The 16,172-nt window shown below is 43.4% G+C and carries 13 protein-coding genes; 8 read left to right on the forward strand and 5 right to left on the reverse strand.

Translation table 11 applies throughout. The annotated features are described in order from the left end of the window. Window positions 1-2: 2 nt before the first annotated feature. Both M1P97_RS03335 and M1P97_RS03340 read right to left on the reverse strand, forming a co-directional pair. Window positions 3-1,355, reverse strand: a complete 1,353-nt coding sequence (locus M1P97_RS03335) for a site-specific integrase (protein WP_221656585.1) — start codon at window positions 1,353-1,355, stop codon at window positions 3-5. A gap of 11 nt (window positions 1,356-1,366) precedes the next feature. Beyond that, window positions 1,367-2,590 carry a site-specific integrase gene (locus M1P97_RS03340; protein WP_221656584.1) on the reverse strand — a complete coding sequence of 408 codons (1,224 nt, stop codon included), beginning with the start codon at window positions 2,588-2,590 and terminating at the stop codon, window positions 1,367-1,369. Between the two features lie 403 nt (window positions 2,591-2,993). Here M1P97_RS03340 and M1P97_RS03345 point away from each other — a divergent pair, with 403 nt between their 5' ends. The 5 genes from M1P97_RS03345 (at window position 2,994) to M1P97_RS03365 (ending at window position 6,247) form a co-directional block, all read left to right on the forward strand. After that, window positions 2,994-3,329: an HU family DNA-binding protein gene (locus M1P97_RS03345; protein WP_317242255.1), complete on the forward strand. Its 336-nt coding sequence runs from the start codon at window positions 2,994-2,996 to the stop codon at window positions 3,327-3,329. Window positions 3,330-3,529: 200 nt separating this feature from the next. Then, window positions 3,530-3,700 carry a hypothetical protein gene (locus tag M1P97_RS03350; RefSeq protein ID WP_249388354.1) on the forward strand — a complete coding sequence of 57 codons (171 nt, stop codon included), beginning with the start codon at window positions 3,530-3,532 and terminating at the stop codon, window positions 3,698-3,700. A 37-nt stretch (window positions 3,701-3,737) separates the two neighbouring features. Then, entirely contained in the window at window positions 3,738-4,595 is an 858-nt protein-coding gene (locus M1P97_RS03355; RefSeq protein WP_249388355.1) for a hypothetical protein, read from the forward strand. Between the two features lie 145 nt (window positions 4,596-4,740). Next, window positions 4,741-5,532 carry a hypothetical protein gene (locus tag M1P97_RS03360; RefSeq protein ID WP_249388356.1) on the forward strand — a complete coding sequence of 264 codons (792 nt, stop codon included), beginning with the start codon at window positions 4,741-4,743 and terminating at the stop codon, window positions 5,530-5,532. Between the two features lie 13 nt (window positions 5,533-5,545). After that, window positions 5,546-6,247, forward strand: a complete 702-nt coding sequence (locus M1P97_RS03365; RefSeq protein WP_249388357.1) for an Ig-like domain-containing protein — start codon at window positions 5,546-5,548, stop codon at window positions 6,245-6,247. 241 nt (window positions 6,248-6,488) lie between these two features. Here the strand turns inward: M1P97_RS03365 and M1P97_RS03370 are convergent, their stop codons facing one another. Next, a complete protein-coding gene (locus M1P97_RS03370) occupies window positions 6,489-7,364 on the reverse strand; it encodes an aldose 1-epimerase family protein (protein ID WP_249388358.1) in 876 nt (291 codons plus the stop codon). A gap of 137 nt (window positions 7,365-7,501) precedes the next feature. On the opposite strand from M1P97_RS03370, the gene porU reads away from it, so the two are divergent. Genes porU through M1P97_RS03385 form a run of 3 tightly spaced genes read left to right on the forward strand, consistent with a single transcriptional unit; the run spans window position 7,502 to window position 14,883 of the window. Then, window positions 7,502-10,990 (forward strand): type IX secretion system sortase PorU, encoded by a 3,489-nt coding sequence (gene porU / locus M1P97_RS03375; RefSeq protein WP_249388359.1) that lies wholly within the window; start codon window positions 7,502-7,504, stop codon window positions 10,988-10,990. Window positions 10,991-11,023: 33 nt separating this feature from the next. Further along, window positions 11,024-12,013 carry an L-glyceraldehyde 3-phosphate reductase gene (gene mgrA, locus M1P97_RS03380; protein ID WP_249388360.1) on the forward strand — a complete coding sequence of 330 codons (990 nt, stop codon included), beginning with the start codon at window positions 11,024-11,026 and terminating at the stop codon, window positions 12,011-12,013. Further along, window positions 12,010-14,883 (forward strand): PD-(D/E)XK nuclease family protein, encoded by a 2,874-nt coding sequence (locus M1P97_RS03385; protein ID WP_249388361.1) that lies wholly within the window; start codon window positions 12,010-12,012, stop codon window positions 14,881-14,883. Before mgrA ends, M1P97_RS03385 begins: the two co-directional genes overlap by 4 nt. On the opposite strand, the gene M1P97_RS03390 is transcribed toward M1P97_RS03385, so the two are convergent. Together M1P97_RS03390 and M1P97_RS03395 are read right to left on the reverse strand one after the other, a co-directional pair. Next, window positions 14,884-15,600: a porin family protein gene (locus tag M1P97_RS03390; protein WP_195374257.1), complete on the reverse strand. Its 717-nt coding sequence runs from the start codon at window positions 15,598-15,600 to the stop codon at window positions 14,884-14,886. A gap of 5 nt (window positions 15,601-15,605) precedes the next feature. After that, window positions 15,606-16,172, reverse strand: a complete 567-nt coding sequence (locus M1P97_RS03395) for a flavin reductase family protein (RefSeq protein ID WP_195374256.1) — start codon at window positions 16,170-16,172, stop codon at window positions 15,606-15,608.

Raw genomic sequence — 16,172 nt, forward strand, 5'->3', positions numbered from 1 at the left:
ATTTATAGATTGTTTGATTGTTCTACTTGCTTGTTTTTTCTTGCTCCGGGATAACGGATAGCCGCCCGGAGCGTTTCATCTTCGTACAAAGTAATCTTTTTTGATTGGGATGCGGTTCTTTTCCTGAGCTGTTTCATATCCTCGTCCACTTTCCGGTCGGTTACTTTGGCGTATATCTGCGTGGTAGTTATATTCTTATGTCCCATCATCCGGCTAACGGTTTCGATGGGAACACCCTGAGAGAGCGTGATATGCGTTCCGAAATTATGCCGGGCCTTGTGAAAGGTGATGTGGCCCGTACCGCATATCCCGGCGATCTCGCATAGCAGTTTGCCCATATAACCACGGCCGTAAACATGAAATATGTGCTTGTCTTTTTTCTGCGGGCGGTATTTCTCCATAATTTGCAGCGGGATTTCCAGCAGGCGGATACGGGAATCCGTGCCGGTCTTCTGCCTTTTAATCTCAATCCACAGGCTGCCGTCCGCTGCCTGTACGATATGCTCGTCGGACAGCCTGGTAAGGTCGGCGTGACACAATCCTGTGAATGTCGAAAAAACAAACATATCACGGGCAAGGCATAAATTAGGTCTGTTAAAGCGGTGCCGCATCAGTTTCTCCAGGTCTTCCAGTTTGAGGTGACGGCTCTTTAACGGCGGCAGTTCGGGAAAGAGCTTCATGTAGGGATCGCGCCGGAGCGTTCCCTGATTAAAAGCCCGCTTGGTGATCTTTTTGAAGTTATACAGATGCTGGTGAACCGTTTTCTGCTGTAATCCCCGGTCTGTCCTTAAAAAGAGGTCGTAAGCCTCGTAAAAGTTCAGGTCGAGGCTGCGCAGGCTTACATCATCGGCATCGTATTGTTTCCGTATGAAGGCAAGAAGGTGGTTATACGATACTACATATATGTCGTATGCTTCTTTCTTGCGATCAACACCTACGCGCTTTTTAAATTCCTCGTTATGTTCCTCAAATAGTTTCATCAGCGTAACAGGCTTTTGGGCTACGCCTTTGAGCGCATTTTTCACAAGTTCCGCCGTGACGAAACCCTGGCTTTCCAATATCCGGTTATAATGACCGTTAATCTTTCCGGTAAGCAGGCCGATAGCCTTGTTTACCTCCAGCGCGTTACGGCTCTTTCCGGCGGCCCTGCCTCCGCTTTCGCCTTCTCCGGGCTCCCAGATAGCGGGATTAACCGAAACTTTTGTCCCTATCTGTTCATTTTCACCGTCGATACTCAGGCGGCAAAGTAACTGGCACATACCATCCCTACGGATTTTAGTGCGGTTGATATAGAATAAAATCGCAAACGTACTGCGTTTTTTCTTTTTTGTATTTTCTTTATTTACTGTGTTCATAATCTTCAATTTTAAAGTGCAAATTTGAATCGCCCTGTAATCCTTTTTTCGAGTGCTTTCATATCCTCGTCGATCTTCTCGTTCGTGATTTTCGCGTAAATCTGTGTCGTCGAAATCTGGCTGTGCCCGAGCATACGGCTCACCGTTTCGATGGGAACGCCTTGCGAGAGCGTAATTTCGGAAGCGTAGGTATGGCGTCCGCAATGGAATGTCAGCCGGCGGTTGATACCGCAGGTGTGGGCAATAATTTTTAATTCCCTGTTTATTTCCGAATTACTGTACATGGGAATCAACCGGCCTCCGGCCGCAGTATCCCTGTATCGTTCAAGGATTTGCAGCGGGAGTTCGAGCAGGGGTATCTCGTAGTCCATCCCTGTTTTCTCCCGGCTCGTTTTTATCCAGACTACCTTATCCTCCGCTATGAAAATATCCTCGTTCGTCAGCTTCCGCATATCGCTGTACGGAATGCCGGTATAGCATGAAAAGAGGAACAGATCGCGGATAAGGTAATGTTTCGGGCAGGTAAGCGGGGTTGTCATTAGTTTATCCAACTCTTTGCGGATAAGGTATTTTTGCTTGTGCCTGGGGCGCTCCGGCTCATAGTCTGCAAAGGGATTCTTGGTGATGATACCTTCGACAATGGCGTTCCCGACAATCGTGTTCAGGCGGGTGGTAAGCAATATGATCGTACCCGGTGCCAGTCCGCAGTCTATTTTCAGATAGAGGTCGAATTTATCAATAAACGACCTGTCCAACGCCGTGAAAGGTATATCCGAAAGTTTGTATTTGACTTCCAGAAATTTGGTAAGGTGGGCCAGGGCGTGCCAGTAGCCTTTCTCTGAACCTTTTTTACGGTTTACACCGATACGCTTGTCGAAATTCTCATTATGGGTACGGAAATAATCGAGCAACGTTTCCTGACCGTATGCCATACCCAGCAGGAGGGTTTTTACGTTTTCCGCCGTTACTTTTTCGTTGACGGCTGACAGCTCTTTGTAATGGGAAAGGGCGGAGGCACGGATGGCATCCAGCCGTTGATTGATCTCGTTGGCGATCTGGCTTTTCCCTGTGGCACGGCCCGACTGCCACAGGGATAGCGGCACGTTCGTTTTGGTGCTGAATGTGGTTTCGGAGTATTTTCCGATACTCAGTATTGCCATAAGGGGACATCTGCCGTCCTCTTTGATTTCGTTCTTTTTCAGGTAGAACGACACCTTTAACTCTTGCTGTTTCATAACTCTAATCATTAATGCAAATTTACCTGATATAGAGCTATTTGAAGGTATGCAGTATTCCGCCGCAGGGAGAATAAAACTCATATTTCCTGTTCAAAAGGCATCTTTTCCTCTCTGCTGGAAAAAATTGCGTACCTTTGGACGGAACTAAGAGCAAAAACGAGTGTTCTTTGGGGGTCTGGGCTTTATTCGCCATGTTGCCGGAGGTATTTTACGCCATAAAAGGCAACTCAAAAAGGCAACGGACAAGTCAGAAATCTTTGGCTTAACCATGCTATATTCTGCTATTTTACTTCCGGGCAGAATGAAGCGAGATACGGCGAACATTTCTAATTTCCAGCCACTTACTTTATCCACTTAGTTTTGCCAAAGTTTTCGGAAGTTTCTTTATCTTTGTGAGCAAATCGCATTGATATCGGGTGTTAACAAAGGTATGGTTAGGGCAACCTTGTATGGGTTAGTTTCTTCCATGAAAACCTTCATTCAACAGGGACACACTGTGCAGGTGGAAGGATTTGGGAGTTTTATCCCGTCTTTTAATGCTAGGAGTAGCCTTGTTGAAAAGGATGCAAATGCTGAGTCTATCCGAAAGATGAAGTTGCGTTTTGTTCCGTGTGCGGAACTGCGTGAAATGATGGAGCGGGTGAGAATGGATTTCAATGACAAAGATAGTACTAACGATACTAACACATCAACTCCTCCTTCCGGAGGTGAAGATGACAGACCGGTAATCGAATAGTTCACGATGTTATTTTAAAAGTTACTCCTTGGGTCGATATTTTTCGACTCAGGGAGTTTTATTTTTTAGGGAAGCCTTGGGAATAAAGAAAAAGTCCATATCTTTGTCTTGTTCCCACGCCGATTTAATGGGTGGGAGCAGACATATATTTGAAAGGCGTTTATTGACGTCTTGTCTTCACCGTTTCAAACTTCGCAACTTTGAAAAATGTACAGGGAGACAGGGCAACGGTAGATGTCTGCGTAGGTTGTATCGTGATGTTTTGTGTGCCATTGGTACATGAATATTGTTACATACGTATCGGCGTGGGCTTCAACGTTGCTTATCCTTGTACATGGGCAATGCGAAGGCCTGAAACGGGGGATAAGTGACAGACGAATCCCGCGCTTTTTTTGTATATGCTGGTTTATGGGAAAAGGAAACTTTTTATTAACCTATTTAAATATAAATCAGATGAATACAAAAAAATTCATTATTCTATGTATGTGGCTAATGGCTACATGTTTAGTGCAGGCACAGATGCCGCAAGCAATCAGTTATCAAGCAGTAGCCCGCGATGCACAGGGTAAAGTCGTTGCCGGAAAACCAGTCGGCATCCAAGTAGAAATCCTGAAAGGTTCGCCCTCTGGTACTGTCGTTTTCTCTGAAATCCATAAACCAACGAGTAGCCAAACCGGAACCGTCAATCTTCTGATCGGTCAGGGAACAAGTAAAACCGGAACTTTTTCTTCTATCGATTGGGGAACAGGTACTTATTATTTACAATTAAGTATGGACTTGAATGGTGGAAGCAATTATGAAAAAGTTTCAACCACACAGATGTTGCCGGTACCGTATGCGTTGTATGCTCGTTATGCCGAAAGAGCAGGTATAGCTGAGAATGGTGGAAGTAGTGGTAGTTCTTCTGAAAATGTGAAATTTGTTTTGATAAAGGATGATGATAATGACGATGATAATTGGTTGCATAATATTTTGTTAGGGAATGAGGTAGAAGGTCACTCTTCTGATTCTTATCCATTTGAGTTAAATTTTAGTATTGTTTATTTGAATGGAATCAATCAAGAATTGAATGCTGTCATTGAAGGATTGTCAGATGAACTGATTCATTTAGATGGAACATCTCCTTCCTCTTCAATGGGACGATTCTGTAGTTTTAGAAGTGAATATAAGAGTATTTCGGAAGGTAAGTATGATCTCAAATTATTGATAAAGAATAAAGAGGGAGTGATAATAAAGGAGTATCCTTTTGTTTTAAATATGAAATAAATGTCTGTTATTATTTATAATATTATTTCCCCTATTTCCCCTTTAAATCCAAACTTTTGATGATATTTTTTATTTTCGGGAGGAAAATGGAGGAAGAGTTTAATTGTAAACACATAAGCAGATAATAATATAATCCGAACACAATATGAAAACATTATTTTTATTAGTAGTAAATCTTTTATTTACTACAGTCGCAGTTTTGCAGGCACAGGACAAGATGCCGCAAGCTGTTAGTTACCAGGCTGTGGTACGTGATGCACAGGGTAAAGTCGTTGCCGGAAAACCGGTCGGCATCCAAGTAGAAATCCTGAAAGGTTCGCCCTCTGGTACTGTCGTTTTCTCTGAAATCCATAAACCAACGAGTAGCCAAACCGGAACCGTCAATCTTCTGATCGGTCAGGGAACAAGTAAAACCGGAACTTTTTCTTCTATCGATTGGGGAACAGGTACTTATTATTTACAATTAAGTATGGACTTGAATGGTGGAAGCAATTATGAAAAAGTTTCAACCACACAGATGTTGCCGGTACCGTATGCGTTGTATGCTCGTTATGCAGAAAAAGCAGGTGTCACAGAGAATGGAGGGAGTGGAAATATAGGTAGTACAAACACAATTAAATTTACTTTTGTGGTAAATGATGATGATGTAGAAGAAGATCTTTATCCTTTATTTTCAGGTGAATTGATAAAAAGCAGCAATGATATACTCCTCAGATTTACTCTATTATATCTGGATGGAGTTGATCAGGAACTTACTGTTTCAATAGATGGCTTAACTCCCGAAAAGAATGAAGTTGGGAAATCGAGTTGTGTAGGACGTATGTTTTATTTGACTTATAATAATGTTTCTGACGGAAATTATATATTAGTTGTTCGTGATAAAAATAATAATATGGTAAAAGAATATCCTTTTACCTTTAAAATGTTAAATAAATAATACGAAATATGTTATGAGAAAATATCTGTTTTTATTTATAATATCATTTTCTCTGTTTTCCCTTCAAGGCCAAACTCTTGATGGCTACTTTTCTTTTCAGGGAGAAGAAACTGCTACATCAAACACCCAGTTGACAGCTATCGGTGGCCAACCCTTTGAAGGAACAACAGTTGAAGGGCCGTTATCTTATGGTTTTATTGAGGTGGTTTCCACTGCTAACGAATATACGAACGTCTTAGCTCTTTCTTTAGAAAAAGACCGGGTTTCTACGGAGGTTGGAGAACAGTTGCAGTTGAAGGCAGTCTTTTCTCCTTCAGAAGTGGATAACCCGATACTCAATTGGTATTCGTCAGACCTTTCGGTAGTAACAATAAAGGATGGGGTTATTTCCGCATTACAAAAAGGGAAAGCTATTGTGACGGTGGTTTCTGCGAACGGTGTTTTTACAGATCAGTGCGAGGTGACAGTCAAGTCTGATCCAACCTCAATAGAAAAGATGAATAGCGGTGATCGTGTTTACCCAACTATTACGAAGGATTATCTTTATTTGGATTTACAACAAGTACAGGTGATTTATATCATAAATGTAGCTGGACAAATCTGCGCGAAAATTCCGTGTCAGGTTGGACAGAATACTATCTCGATGCAGGTATATCCTGCGGGTATTTATTTTATCCGTATGGATAATGAAGTGGTAAAAGTCGTCAAACAGTAAAGACGTATGGTCTAATCATTCCAAACATGCTGCAAAAACAATGTTTTGCAGCATGTTTTTTTGTTAAACTATATTAAGTGAATGAGAAAAGCAAGTGAAATGTTATGCTGTATAACATAAAATCTCTATATTTGCACTGTGTTTTTCATGGTATTAGATTTAAGGTTAACAATGAAGATTGGCTGTCCGTGATGGATAGCCTTTTTTTTGCTCTATTAGACCAATCTGTCATCCGTTAAATTCAATGAATCTCCACCAGATAGCTTGCATTGAATGTCTCTCCCGGTTGTAGATGTTGCATCCAGTCTCTGTCCTTGTATTCACCGGTATAATTTACCCGATCGCAACGACCATACCAAGGTTCGATGCAGACAAAAGGTGCATTTTTCGCAGGTGGCGACCATAGGCCGACTACGGGGGCAGTGAAATAGACAGTGAGGTAGGAGCTACCATTCTGGTTGAGCAAATCGACTCGTTTCACCTGACTGTTTTCGAGTACCAAAGCATCTTTGTCGAAAGTCTGTGTATCCAGTGGCAACAGCCCTTCTTTATCCAATGGCAATGGATATTCCTGATTTCCTATGCAGCCTTTTTCCTGAATTAGTTTATACTTTAGTCTTTCTGTGCGGTCGAAGGCAAAGAAACCGCGTTTTTCACTGTTTTCATTATAACTGGGGTAATAGAATGCAGGATGTGCTCCGATTTGGAAGTGCAGTTCTTCGCTACCGATATTTTTCACAACCCATACGATTTCTATCTGATTACCGGCCAGGCGGTAACCGATTTCGAGATAGAACGGGAATGGGTATAGTTTTAGCGTGTCTTCATTTTCAGTCAGTTTAAAACGAAGTTCCGTTTCGGTTTCTTTTATCAGTTCGAAATCTTTGTCGCGGGCAAAACCATGTTGCGAAAGCGGATAAGTGATGCCATTGTGTCGGTATTCATTATTCCATAGACTGCCGACAATAGGGAACAAAACCGGTGAATGGCGTTTCCAGAATGCCGGATCGGCTTGCCAGAGATATTCTTTTCCTGTGGCGTTGGCGACAATGCTGCTTAACTCCGCACCGTGGGGAGATACCTGGATGGTTAGTAAGTCGTTTGATAATGTTTTCATATTCTGATAATTTTTGTATCGTTTTCAAGACAAGCAAAGTTAGTAAACTTCTTTTGGGAATTCCCGGCTGTTTTATAATAAAACAAAACGGGAAGCGTTAAAAGATCATTGAATAGTTGAAAAATATGGTATTACACATGAAAGGATTGTTAGCGAAAAGCTGTTTTGTCTGTCTGTTTTGTTTTTGCCTGTCGTTCTCTTTACCTGCAAAAGAGAGGTATACCCAAAACTCGGTATTAAGTAGTGGAAGCTGGGTGAAGATAGCGATCGATAAAGATGGAATCTACAAATTGACGGATGCCGAACTGAAGAATATGGGTTTTTCCGATCCTTCGAAAGTGGCTGTGTTCGGATATGGCGGTTGGCCGTTAGATGAAGATTTCTCGAAACCTCATATAGATGATCTGCCTGCTGTTCCGGTGTTAAGAAAAGACGGTTACTTGCTTTTTTATGGACGGGGAACCAGAAAGTGGGAGTATAAGAATGAACAGTATACCACCGGTCAAAGTGGAAGAAAGACCTTTGTTCATACAAATAATCCTTATTCTGAGTATGGATATTATTTTCTTACTTCTTCTCAGAATGTGAAAGAAATGGAGACCCTGAAATCTGAGTCGAAAGATGCAGTGGAAGGGTTTGATACTTTTGATGATTATCTTTTGCATGAAAAGGATTTGGTTTCTCTTAATACTTCGGGGCGTGACCTTTTTGGAGAATCGTTAATGTCACCGATATCGGTGCCTTTCAATAGTATTGAAGGTATAATACAGGAAGATGCTGTGGTGGAATGCCGGTTAATTGCCAGAGCAGATGTGGCTAAAAATTTTACTCTTTTGATAGGGGATGAAGATGTAGTGAAAGGAGCTGTACCAAGCGTAGGTTCAAATTTTTATCATCAGAAATTTGTTTCTTATATAAAAGCTAAGTCAGCCAAAGCGTATGGTTTTTGGACAGGAAAGAAAGACAAGAATTTTACTATCAAAGTAAACTATTCTGAAAGAAATAATAAAACAGCATTTCTGGATTACATTCGTGTACATCTGAAGAGAGAACTTCAAACTTATAATGAACCGACTTTTTTCCGTAATGTTTCGTCGATAGGACATAAGTCCCGTTTTACAATAAAGAATGCCAACTCAAATACGATTGTGTGGGATGTCACGGACGCATTAAATCCGAAAGTGATGGAGACGGAGTTGAGCGGAACGAATTTGTCATTTGTAATTCCTAAAGCAAATCAGCTAAGAGAGTTTGTTGTTATTCAGTTAGACAAAACGATCCCGTCTGTTTCTGCCAAAGAGGCACAGCAGGTGCTTAATCAGAATCTGCATGGATCTGAACAGGTCGATATGGTGATTATCTCCCCTTTGGCTTTTAAAAGTGAAGCGGAAAGATTGCAAAAAGCGCATGAAGAGAAAGATGGTTTGATTATCCGGATATTTACTCCGGAGGAGATCTATAATGAATTTTCAAGTGGAACACCGGATGCTACGGCTTATCGACGTCTGATGAAAATGTTTTACGACCGGAGTAAAGACAACATAAAAACTCCTAAATATCTTCTGCTTTTTGGGGACGGTTCGTTTGATAACCGGTTCCTGACGAAAGATTGGAAGGATGTGAATGAAAATGAAAGAAATAATATGTTGCTTACCTATCAAACGACCGAGTCATTGGATATGTATTCGTATCCGGCAGATGATTATTTCGGTTTTTTGGAAGATAATAGTGAAAATGCTATTTATAACTATAATAGTAATACGGATCAATACCCAACATCGACTGCTACATTGAATATTGGCATTGGACGTTTTCCGGTCCGTACCCGAAAACAAGCAACACAGGTTGTCGATAAGATTATTTCTTATATGAATAACTCAGATTTAGGCATGTGGAAGAATAATTTGTGCTTTATTGCCGATGATGGTAGTAATGCTGATAAATATGATACTGTTCATCAAGTCGATACGGAACAATTGACAATTACGTTGGAAGAGAATAAGAACTCCAAGGGATATATTGCTAATAAAATCTATTTCGATACCTTTAAAAAAGATCTGGGAGGTGGTGGCAAATATCCGGAAGTGGAAGAGAGGATTATGGAGAAACTGAGAAATGGTATGTTTCTCCTCAACTATGTTGGTCACGGAAATACGGAGAGCTTGAGTGACGAGTTGGTGATAAAGCATAACGATATTTTGAAATATACCTATAAGCATTTGCCTCTATGGATCACTGCGACCTGTGACTTTTGTCGTTTTGATGCTGTTGCAACCTCTGCCGGAGAGGATGTGTTTTTAAGGGAAAAGAGTGGAGGCATTGCTTTGTTTACTACTTCCCGTGTTGCTTTTACTGATATTAATAAGGCGATTAACAGCCAGTTTATGGATCTGTTATTTAGTAAGGAAAATAGTCCACATCTTACATTAGGCGATGTAATGAGACAAACAAAGTCGGAAAATTATTGGGGAAATGGTCGCAAACTAGGCTTCTGCTTGATCGGTGATCCGGCATTGAAGCTGTCTTATCCGAAGCATCGTGTTCAGGTTACGACAATTAACGGTTCGGCGATAGAAAAAGATACGGTTGTTTTTAATGCAAATGCTTGGGTGACCGTGGAGGGGAATATTATAGATACGAAAGGAAGTCTTGTATCCGATTTTAATGGAGAATTGCGTACAAAGATCCTGGATGGCTACCGAAGAGATTCCACATTGGGAAATAATCCTTATAAAAATAAGATCTATTATCATGATTACTTTAATACAGTTTTTGAAGGAGGCGGTTCTGTAAAAGACGGTAAGTTCAAATTCACCTTTAAAGTACCAAAGGACATTTCCTATTCAGCGAAAACTTGCGGCAAAATGAGTTTATACGCTTTTGACGAGACTTCGGGTGAGGATGCACAGGGTTATTTTAATAAATTCCTTGCCAATGGGACGAAAGATGATCCGGATAATGATACGCAAGGTCCTGAAATACGATCCTTGTTTCTGAATGATTCTACTTTTGTGAGTGGGAATCAGGTAAATAATACCCCTTATTTCTATGCAAAGCTCTGGGACAAAAGCGGTATAAATGTGACAGGTAGTAGTATCGGACATGATATAACACTCAATATCGATAATAATCCGGCGACGAACTATACGTTAAACCGGTACTATGAATTTGTTCCAGACTCGGAAAGAGAAGGCATTGTTCGGTTTGCTGTTCCGGCATTGAAACCGGGTTTACATGAAGCCGAATTTAAGGTTTGGGATATAATGAACAATCCTACGACTTATACTTTCCAATTCGAAGTAGTGGAAGGCTTGAAACCATTCCTCACCCGTCTGATTGCAACTCCGACCCCGGCCAAAGGTAACGTGAAGTTCCATCTTTCACACAACCGGCCTGAGACACAGATGAAGGTCGGCATCATGGTCTATGATATTAGCGGACGTTTGCACTGGAAGCATGAAGAAACAGGATCGTCCGAATTGTTCAAAGACTATGTGATCGATTGGGATTTGAGAAATAATGCAGGTTCGCATGTACGCCCCGGCATTTATTTATACCGTGCTGCTATCAGCACCAATCATTCGAAAGAAGCAACTGAGACGGAGAAAATGATTATTTTATGGTGATTTTATCTACATTTGTAGGAAATAAAACAAACCATGGAAAGTATATACAAGGCAAATGAAGACAGATACAACGGAATGATGTATCGTCGTTGCGGCCGTAGCGGGATACTGCTGCCGGCTATTTCACTGGGGTTATGGCATAACTTCGGAAGTGTGGACGTATTCAGCAACTTTATCAGGATCGCCCATACCGCTTTCGACAATGGGATCACCCATTTTGATTTGGCTAATAATTACGGACCCGTCTACGGATCGGCGGAAGAGAACTTCGGCAGGATATTGAAAAAAGGTCTCGGTGTCTATCGTGACGAGCTCCTTATCTCGACCAAAGCCGGTTACGATATGTGGCCCGGCCCGTATGGAAACTGGGGAAGCCGCAAATATCTGATGGCAAGTCTCGACCAGAGCCTGAAACGTATGGGCCTCGATTATGTGGATATTTTCTATTCACACCGCCCTGATCCGGAAACCCCTCTGGAAGAAACGATGGGGGCACTGGCCGATATCGTCCGTCAGGGGAAGGCCTTGTATGTCGGCATCTCGAATTATAATGCAGAGCAGACTGCGAAAGCCCTCGCGATATTGAAAGAACATCGTGTGCCCTGCCTGATCCACCAGGCGCGCTACTCCCTGTTCGACCGTTGGACAGAACCCGACCTGTTCCCTTTACTGAAAGAAGAAGGAGTCGGAATGATCGCCTTTTCACCTTTGGCACAAGGTCTGCTTACCAATAAATACCTGCATGGAATACCAGAAAACTCCAGGGCAGCCAAATCGACGGGACACTTGCAACGTGAGCAGGTAACGGAAGAAAAAATAAACAAGATCCGCCGGTTGAACGAGCTGGCGATGGAACGTGGGCAGACATTGGCGGAAATGGCTTTGGCCTGGTTGCTGAAAGACGACCGCGTAACCAGCGTACTTGTCGGAGCCAGTTCCGTGGATCAGTTGCTCGATAATCTGAAAGCATTGGAAAATATCAGTTTTACAGCGGAAGAGCAAGAAAGGATTGAAAGAATATGAAACCATTCTTATACCAGATAGCTTCTATCTTCTATCAGCAATACGGTGCGGAAGTCAGCAAGCTGGCTTTTGTGTTTCCCAACCGCCGAACGGGACTTTTCTTTCAGAAATATCTTTCGGAGGTAGCCGAGAAACCACTTTTCTCGCCAACCATCCTCACGATCAACGACCTGTTCGTGCAGCTAAGCGGTAAGCAGACAGCCGACCGTATCAATATGCTGTTCACGCTCTACGATATATATATCCGGCACAGCGGATCGACGGAGACGTTCGACGAGTTTCTCTATTGGGGCGAAATGCTGCTCAACGATTTCGACGATGTAGATAAGTATATGGCCGATGCCCGTATGCTCTTCACCAATGTAACCGACCTGCGGGAGATAGAGAATGATTTCAGTTTCCTCGACGAAGATCAGATTGCCGCCATCCGGACGTTCTGGTCTTCCTTCTATCCCAAAGGGGATACGCCCAACCAGGAAGAATTTCTTGCCGTATGGAAAATCCTGTACGACCTGTATAACGACCTGAAAACCGCCCTCGCCGCCGAAGGCAAAGGCTACGAAGGCATGATCTTCCGTGAGGTGGTCGAGCAGATGGAAAACAATAACTGTTGCGATCTGCCTTATACAAAGGTGGTCTTTGTAGGACTGAACGCCCTTTCTGCTGCAGAGGAACGTTTCCTCTTGCAGTTGCAGAAAAGAGAGATCGCCGATTTCTACTGGGATTATGCCTCTGCCAAAGTGACCGACCCCAATAACAAAGCCTCTTATTTCGTGGAGCGCAACCTCCGGAACTTCCCTTCGAAATATCCGCTTCCCAAAGAAGAAGAGGTAAACACAAATATCGAAGTGATCGGTATTCCTTCGGGTATCGGCCAGGCCAAACAGGTATATTCCTTATTGAACGAACTTTGCAAAGAAGATGAAATGAGCCCCGAGGAGGCATTGCGTACTGCTGTTATCCTGCCGGACGAACATTTGCTTATCCCTGTGCTCAATGCAATTCCCGAGCAAATCCGCCGTATCAATGTAACGATGGGGTATCCGCTGGCCGGTACGCCCGTGGCTTCACTGATGGAATATATTCTGGCACTGCAAAAGAATGTCCGTTACGTAGACCGGCAGCCGGTGTTTTATTTCCGTGATGTATTGCCTATACTGAATCACCGGTATATCAGTACCACGAACCCGGAGACCGTCTCTTCCCTGATCAGGGATATAGCCGAAAACAATAAGATATATATTACTACAGCCGATCTGGGTAAAACAGCTCTTCTTTCTGTCCTGTTCACGCCGGTAACGGATGTTGAAACCTTCTCCGATTACCTGATCGGCGTATTGCAGGAGTTGAATAAGGTAATGTATACCCTTTCCAACGAAGAGGATGAAGACGCCACCCAGCGGACCAATGATATCGAACAGGAATTTATCTTCCATTATTTCACGACAGTGAACCGTATGAAGGAGATCATGCAGGACACCGGTATTGAAATGAAGATCGACACCTATTTCCGCCTGCTGAAACGCGTGACCGATACGATCACGATCCCTTTCCGGGGTGAACCGCTTTCCGGCCTGCAGATCATGGGAGTACTGGAAACCCGTGCACTCGATTTCGACCGCCTGATCATCCTCTCTATGAATGAAGGGATCTTCCCGTTGCGGAAGGCGGCCAATTCGTTTATCCCGTATAACCTGCGCCGTGGGTTCGGATTACCTACCTACGAGCATCAGGACAGTGTTTGGGCTTATCACTTTTATCGCCTGATCTATCGGGCAAGCCATGTCAGCCTGTTATATGATACCCGGAGTAACGGATTGCAGACGGGGGAGGTGAGCCGTTTCGTTCATCAGCTACATTATCATTATGAACAGCCGATGCATGATAAATTGGTTGTCTATAATGTCTCGTCCGCTAAGACTCCGGCCTTACAGGTGCAAAAGACCGATGAGGTGATGGCGCGTCTGGCTGCATTCCGTAAGGGCGGTGTACGTGCCATTTCCGCCAGCGCCGTAAATACCTATCTGGATTGTCCGCTTAAGTTCTATTTCTCGGTCGTTGAAGGCATCCGTGAAGAAGAGGAGGTGAGCGAAACGATCGAAAGTAATGTCTTCGGTAGTATCCTGCACAAGGTGATGGAAGAATTATATGAACCTTTTTGTGGAAAGATGGTGACAGCCGATTTACTGAAAGCTATCAAAAAAGATACTCCGGTACTGACCGGCGCCATTGCACGTGCATTCGCTGAGGTCTTTTTCAAGACAGACGTGGTGCGTCCGCTGACTGGTCAAAACTTCCTGATCGGCGAGATGATCCGCAAGTATGTGGAAAAGATACTGGAGCGCGACAGCAAATTGACTCCGTTCAAATATATCGAATCCGAAAGAAAGATCAACTGCCTCTTTACCTTGAGCGACCGGTCGGAAATCCAGTTAAAGGGATTTATCGACCGTATCGACGAGGTACGGGATGCGATCCGTATCATCGACTACAAGAGCGGTAGCGGAACTTCTACGTTTACAACCGTAGAAAGCCTGTTCGATATGGAAGAGAAAGACCGGGCTAAAGCTGTGATGCAGGTCTTCATGTATTCTTTGATGTATGGTGAAGTCCCGGCAGGGAAAATACTTCAACCGGGAATCTATTATATGCGTACGCTTTTCTCGGACTCGTTCGATGCCGCTGTAAGCCGTCGTATAGAAAGAAACAGATCGGAACGGGTAACCGACTTTTCTGAATATTCGGCTGCTTTCGAAACCGGTTTGCGCGGTTGCCTGGATGAAATATTCGGCCGCGAGAAACCATTCGTGCAGACCCCGACAGAAAAAGCCTGTGCCTGGTGTCCTTTCAAGGATATATGCGGAAAATAATCAGAAAAGAAATCCCAGTGAGAAACTAATCATATTGGTACGCTTGTCGATCGAAATATTTCGTTCGACAGGCAATTGTGATGATTGGTCTTTGAAGTCGGATTCGATCTGGTTGATCCCGAACTCGTAGGTAAACTCAAAGAACAGACGCCAGATGCTTACGCCCAAGCCGGCGGCAATGCCTATGCCGAAAGGGGTATTGTCATTGATATATTCATTGGTAAGTTCGGAGAAGTGGGTCGTGTAGCGTAACTTATAATTGTATCTCAATTTTGGACCGACCATCATACTGAGAGCATACGGGCCCTCTTTCACCAGATAATATCCGATCATAACCGGAAGTTCCAAAGAAGTAGACTTGAGTTTAAGCTGGTCATTTCCGGAATTCTTGCCTGCTATGGTAGCGGTACTTTCTGTTTCCGGTAGTGAGAAAAAGATATCGCCTTCTGTCCGATACCAGGACAGATCGGGCTGGATAAAAAAACGGTCGATGTTGATCCTGCAAAAGATAGAAGCCTGGTAACCTACCTTATATTGTAACCGGATGTTCTCGGCTTCAACATCATCGATCCTGAGCGAGTTCACGATCGGGAAAGTTGAATTGACGCCGACTTTAGCTCCGAAATTAAAAGCTTTATCCTCGATCTGGATAAACTTTTGTGCCTGGACGGAGATACCGGCAAAAGACATAAACAACAGAAGGAAGATCTTTTTCATAATACTTATTTTTTCTTTTTCACCGACCAGCCGAACTTACCGACAAAGTCCCCCAGTCCGTAATATTTTCCATGCGAGTAGGCCAACAGGTCGGCACGTTGCATGTCGAATGCCCCTGTTTGCGGGTCCAGATACCGGTCGTCTGCCTGCACATTCAGTACGTCGGCGATAAACATATCGTGGCTGCCCAGGGCAATTACTTCTTTCACCCGGCATTCGATACAGAGAGGAGCCTCTTCTATGGTAGGACAATTGATCAGGGTCGCTTTGCCCGGTGTAAGTCCCATTTCCTCAAATTTATGATGGTCTTTTCCCGAGTTCACACCACACCAGTCGGTAGCATAAGCCAGTTCGCGTGTGGTCAGGTTGATAACAAATTCCATATTCTTTTTCAGAACAGGATAAGAGTGACGTTCGGGACGTACGGATATATAACACATGGGTGGATTGGTACAAATCGTGCCAACCCACGCCACAGTAATGATATTGTATTCTGAAGGTTCGCTACCACAACTAACCATTACTGCCGGTAATGGATAGATCATGGTACCGGGCTTCCAGTTCTGCTTCAT

It is taken from the genome of Parabacteroides leei (assembly GCF_023369805.1).
Taxonomy (GTDB): domain Bacteria; phylum Bacteroidota; class Bacteroidia; order Bacteroidales; family Tannerellaceae; genus Parabacteroides; species Parabacteroides leei.

Excerpts from the sequence above, each read along its gene's own strand:
- M1P97_RS03395 (WP_195374256.1), bottom strand. The coding sequence starts at position 16,172 with ATGAAGCAGAACTGGAAGCCCGGTACCATGATCTATCCATTACCGGCA.
- porU (WP_249388359.1), top strand. The coding sequence starts at position 7,502 with ATGAAAGGATTGTTAGCGAAAAGCTGTTTTGTCTGTCTGTTTTGTTTT.
- M1P97_RS03355 (WP_249388355.1), top strand. The coding sequence starts at position 3,738 with ATGGGAAAAGGAAACTTTTTATTAACCTATTTAAATATAAATCAGATG.
- M1P97_RS03365 (WP_249388357.1), top strand. The coding sequence starts at position 5,546 with ATGAGAAAATATCTGTTTTTATTTATAATATCATTTTCTCTGTTTTCC.
- M1P97_RS03385 (WP_249388361.1), top strand. The coding sequence starts at position 12,010 with ATGAAACCATTCTTATACCAGATAGCTTCTATCTTCTATCAGCAATAC.
- M1P97_RS03390 (WP_195374257.1), bottom strand. The coding sequence starts at position 15,600 with ATGAAAAAGATCTTCCTTCTGTTGTTTATGTCTTTTGCCGGTATCTCC.
- M1P97_RS03340 (WP_221656584.1), bottom strand. The coding sequence starts at position 2,590 with ATGAAACAGCAAGAGTTAAAGGTGTCGTTCTACCTGAAAAAGAACGAA.
- M1P97_RS03335 (WP_221656585.1), bottom strand. The coding sequence starts at position 1,355 with ATGAACACAGTAAATAAAGAAAATACAAAAAAGAAAAAACGCAGTACG.
- M1P97_RS03370 (WP_249388358.1), bottom strand. The coding sequence starts at position 7,364 with ATGAAAACATTATCAAACGACTTACTAACCATCCAGGTATCTCCCCAC.
- M1P97_RS03360 (WP_249388356.1), top strand. The coding sequence starts at position 4,741 with ATGAAAACATTATTTTTATTAGTAGTAAATCTTTTATTTACTACAGTC.
- mgrA (WP_249388360.1), top strand. The coding sequence starts at position 11,024 with ATGGAAAGTATATACAAGGCAAATGAAGACAGATACAACGGAATGATG.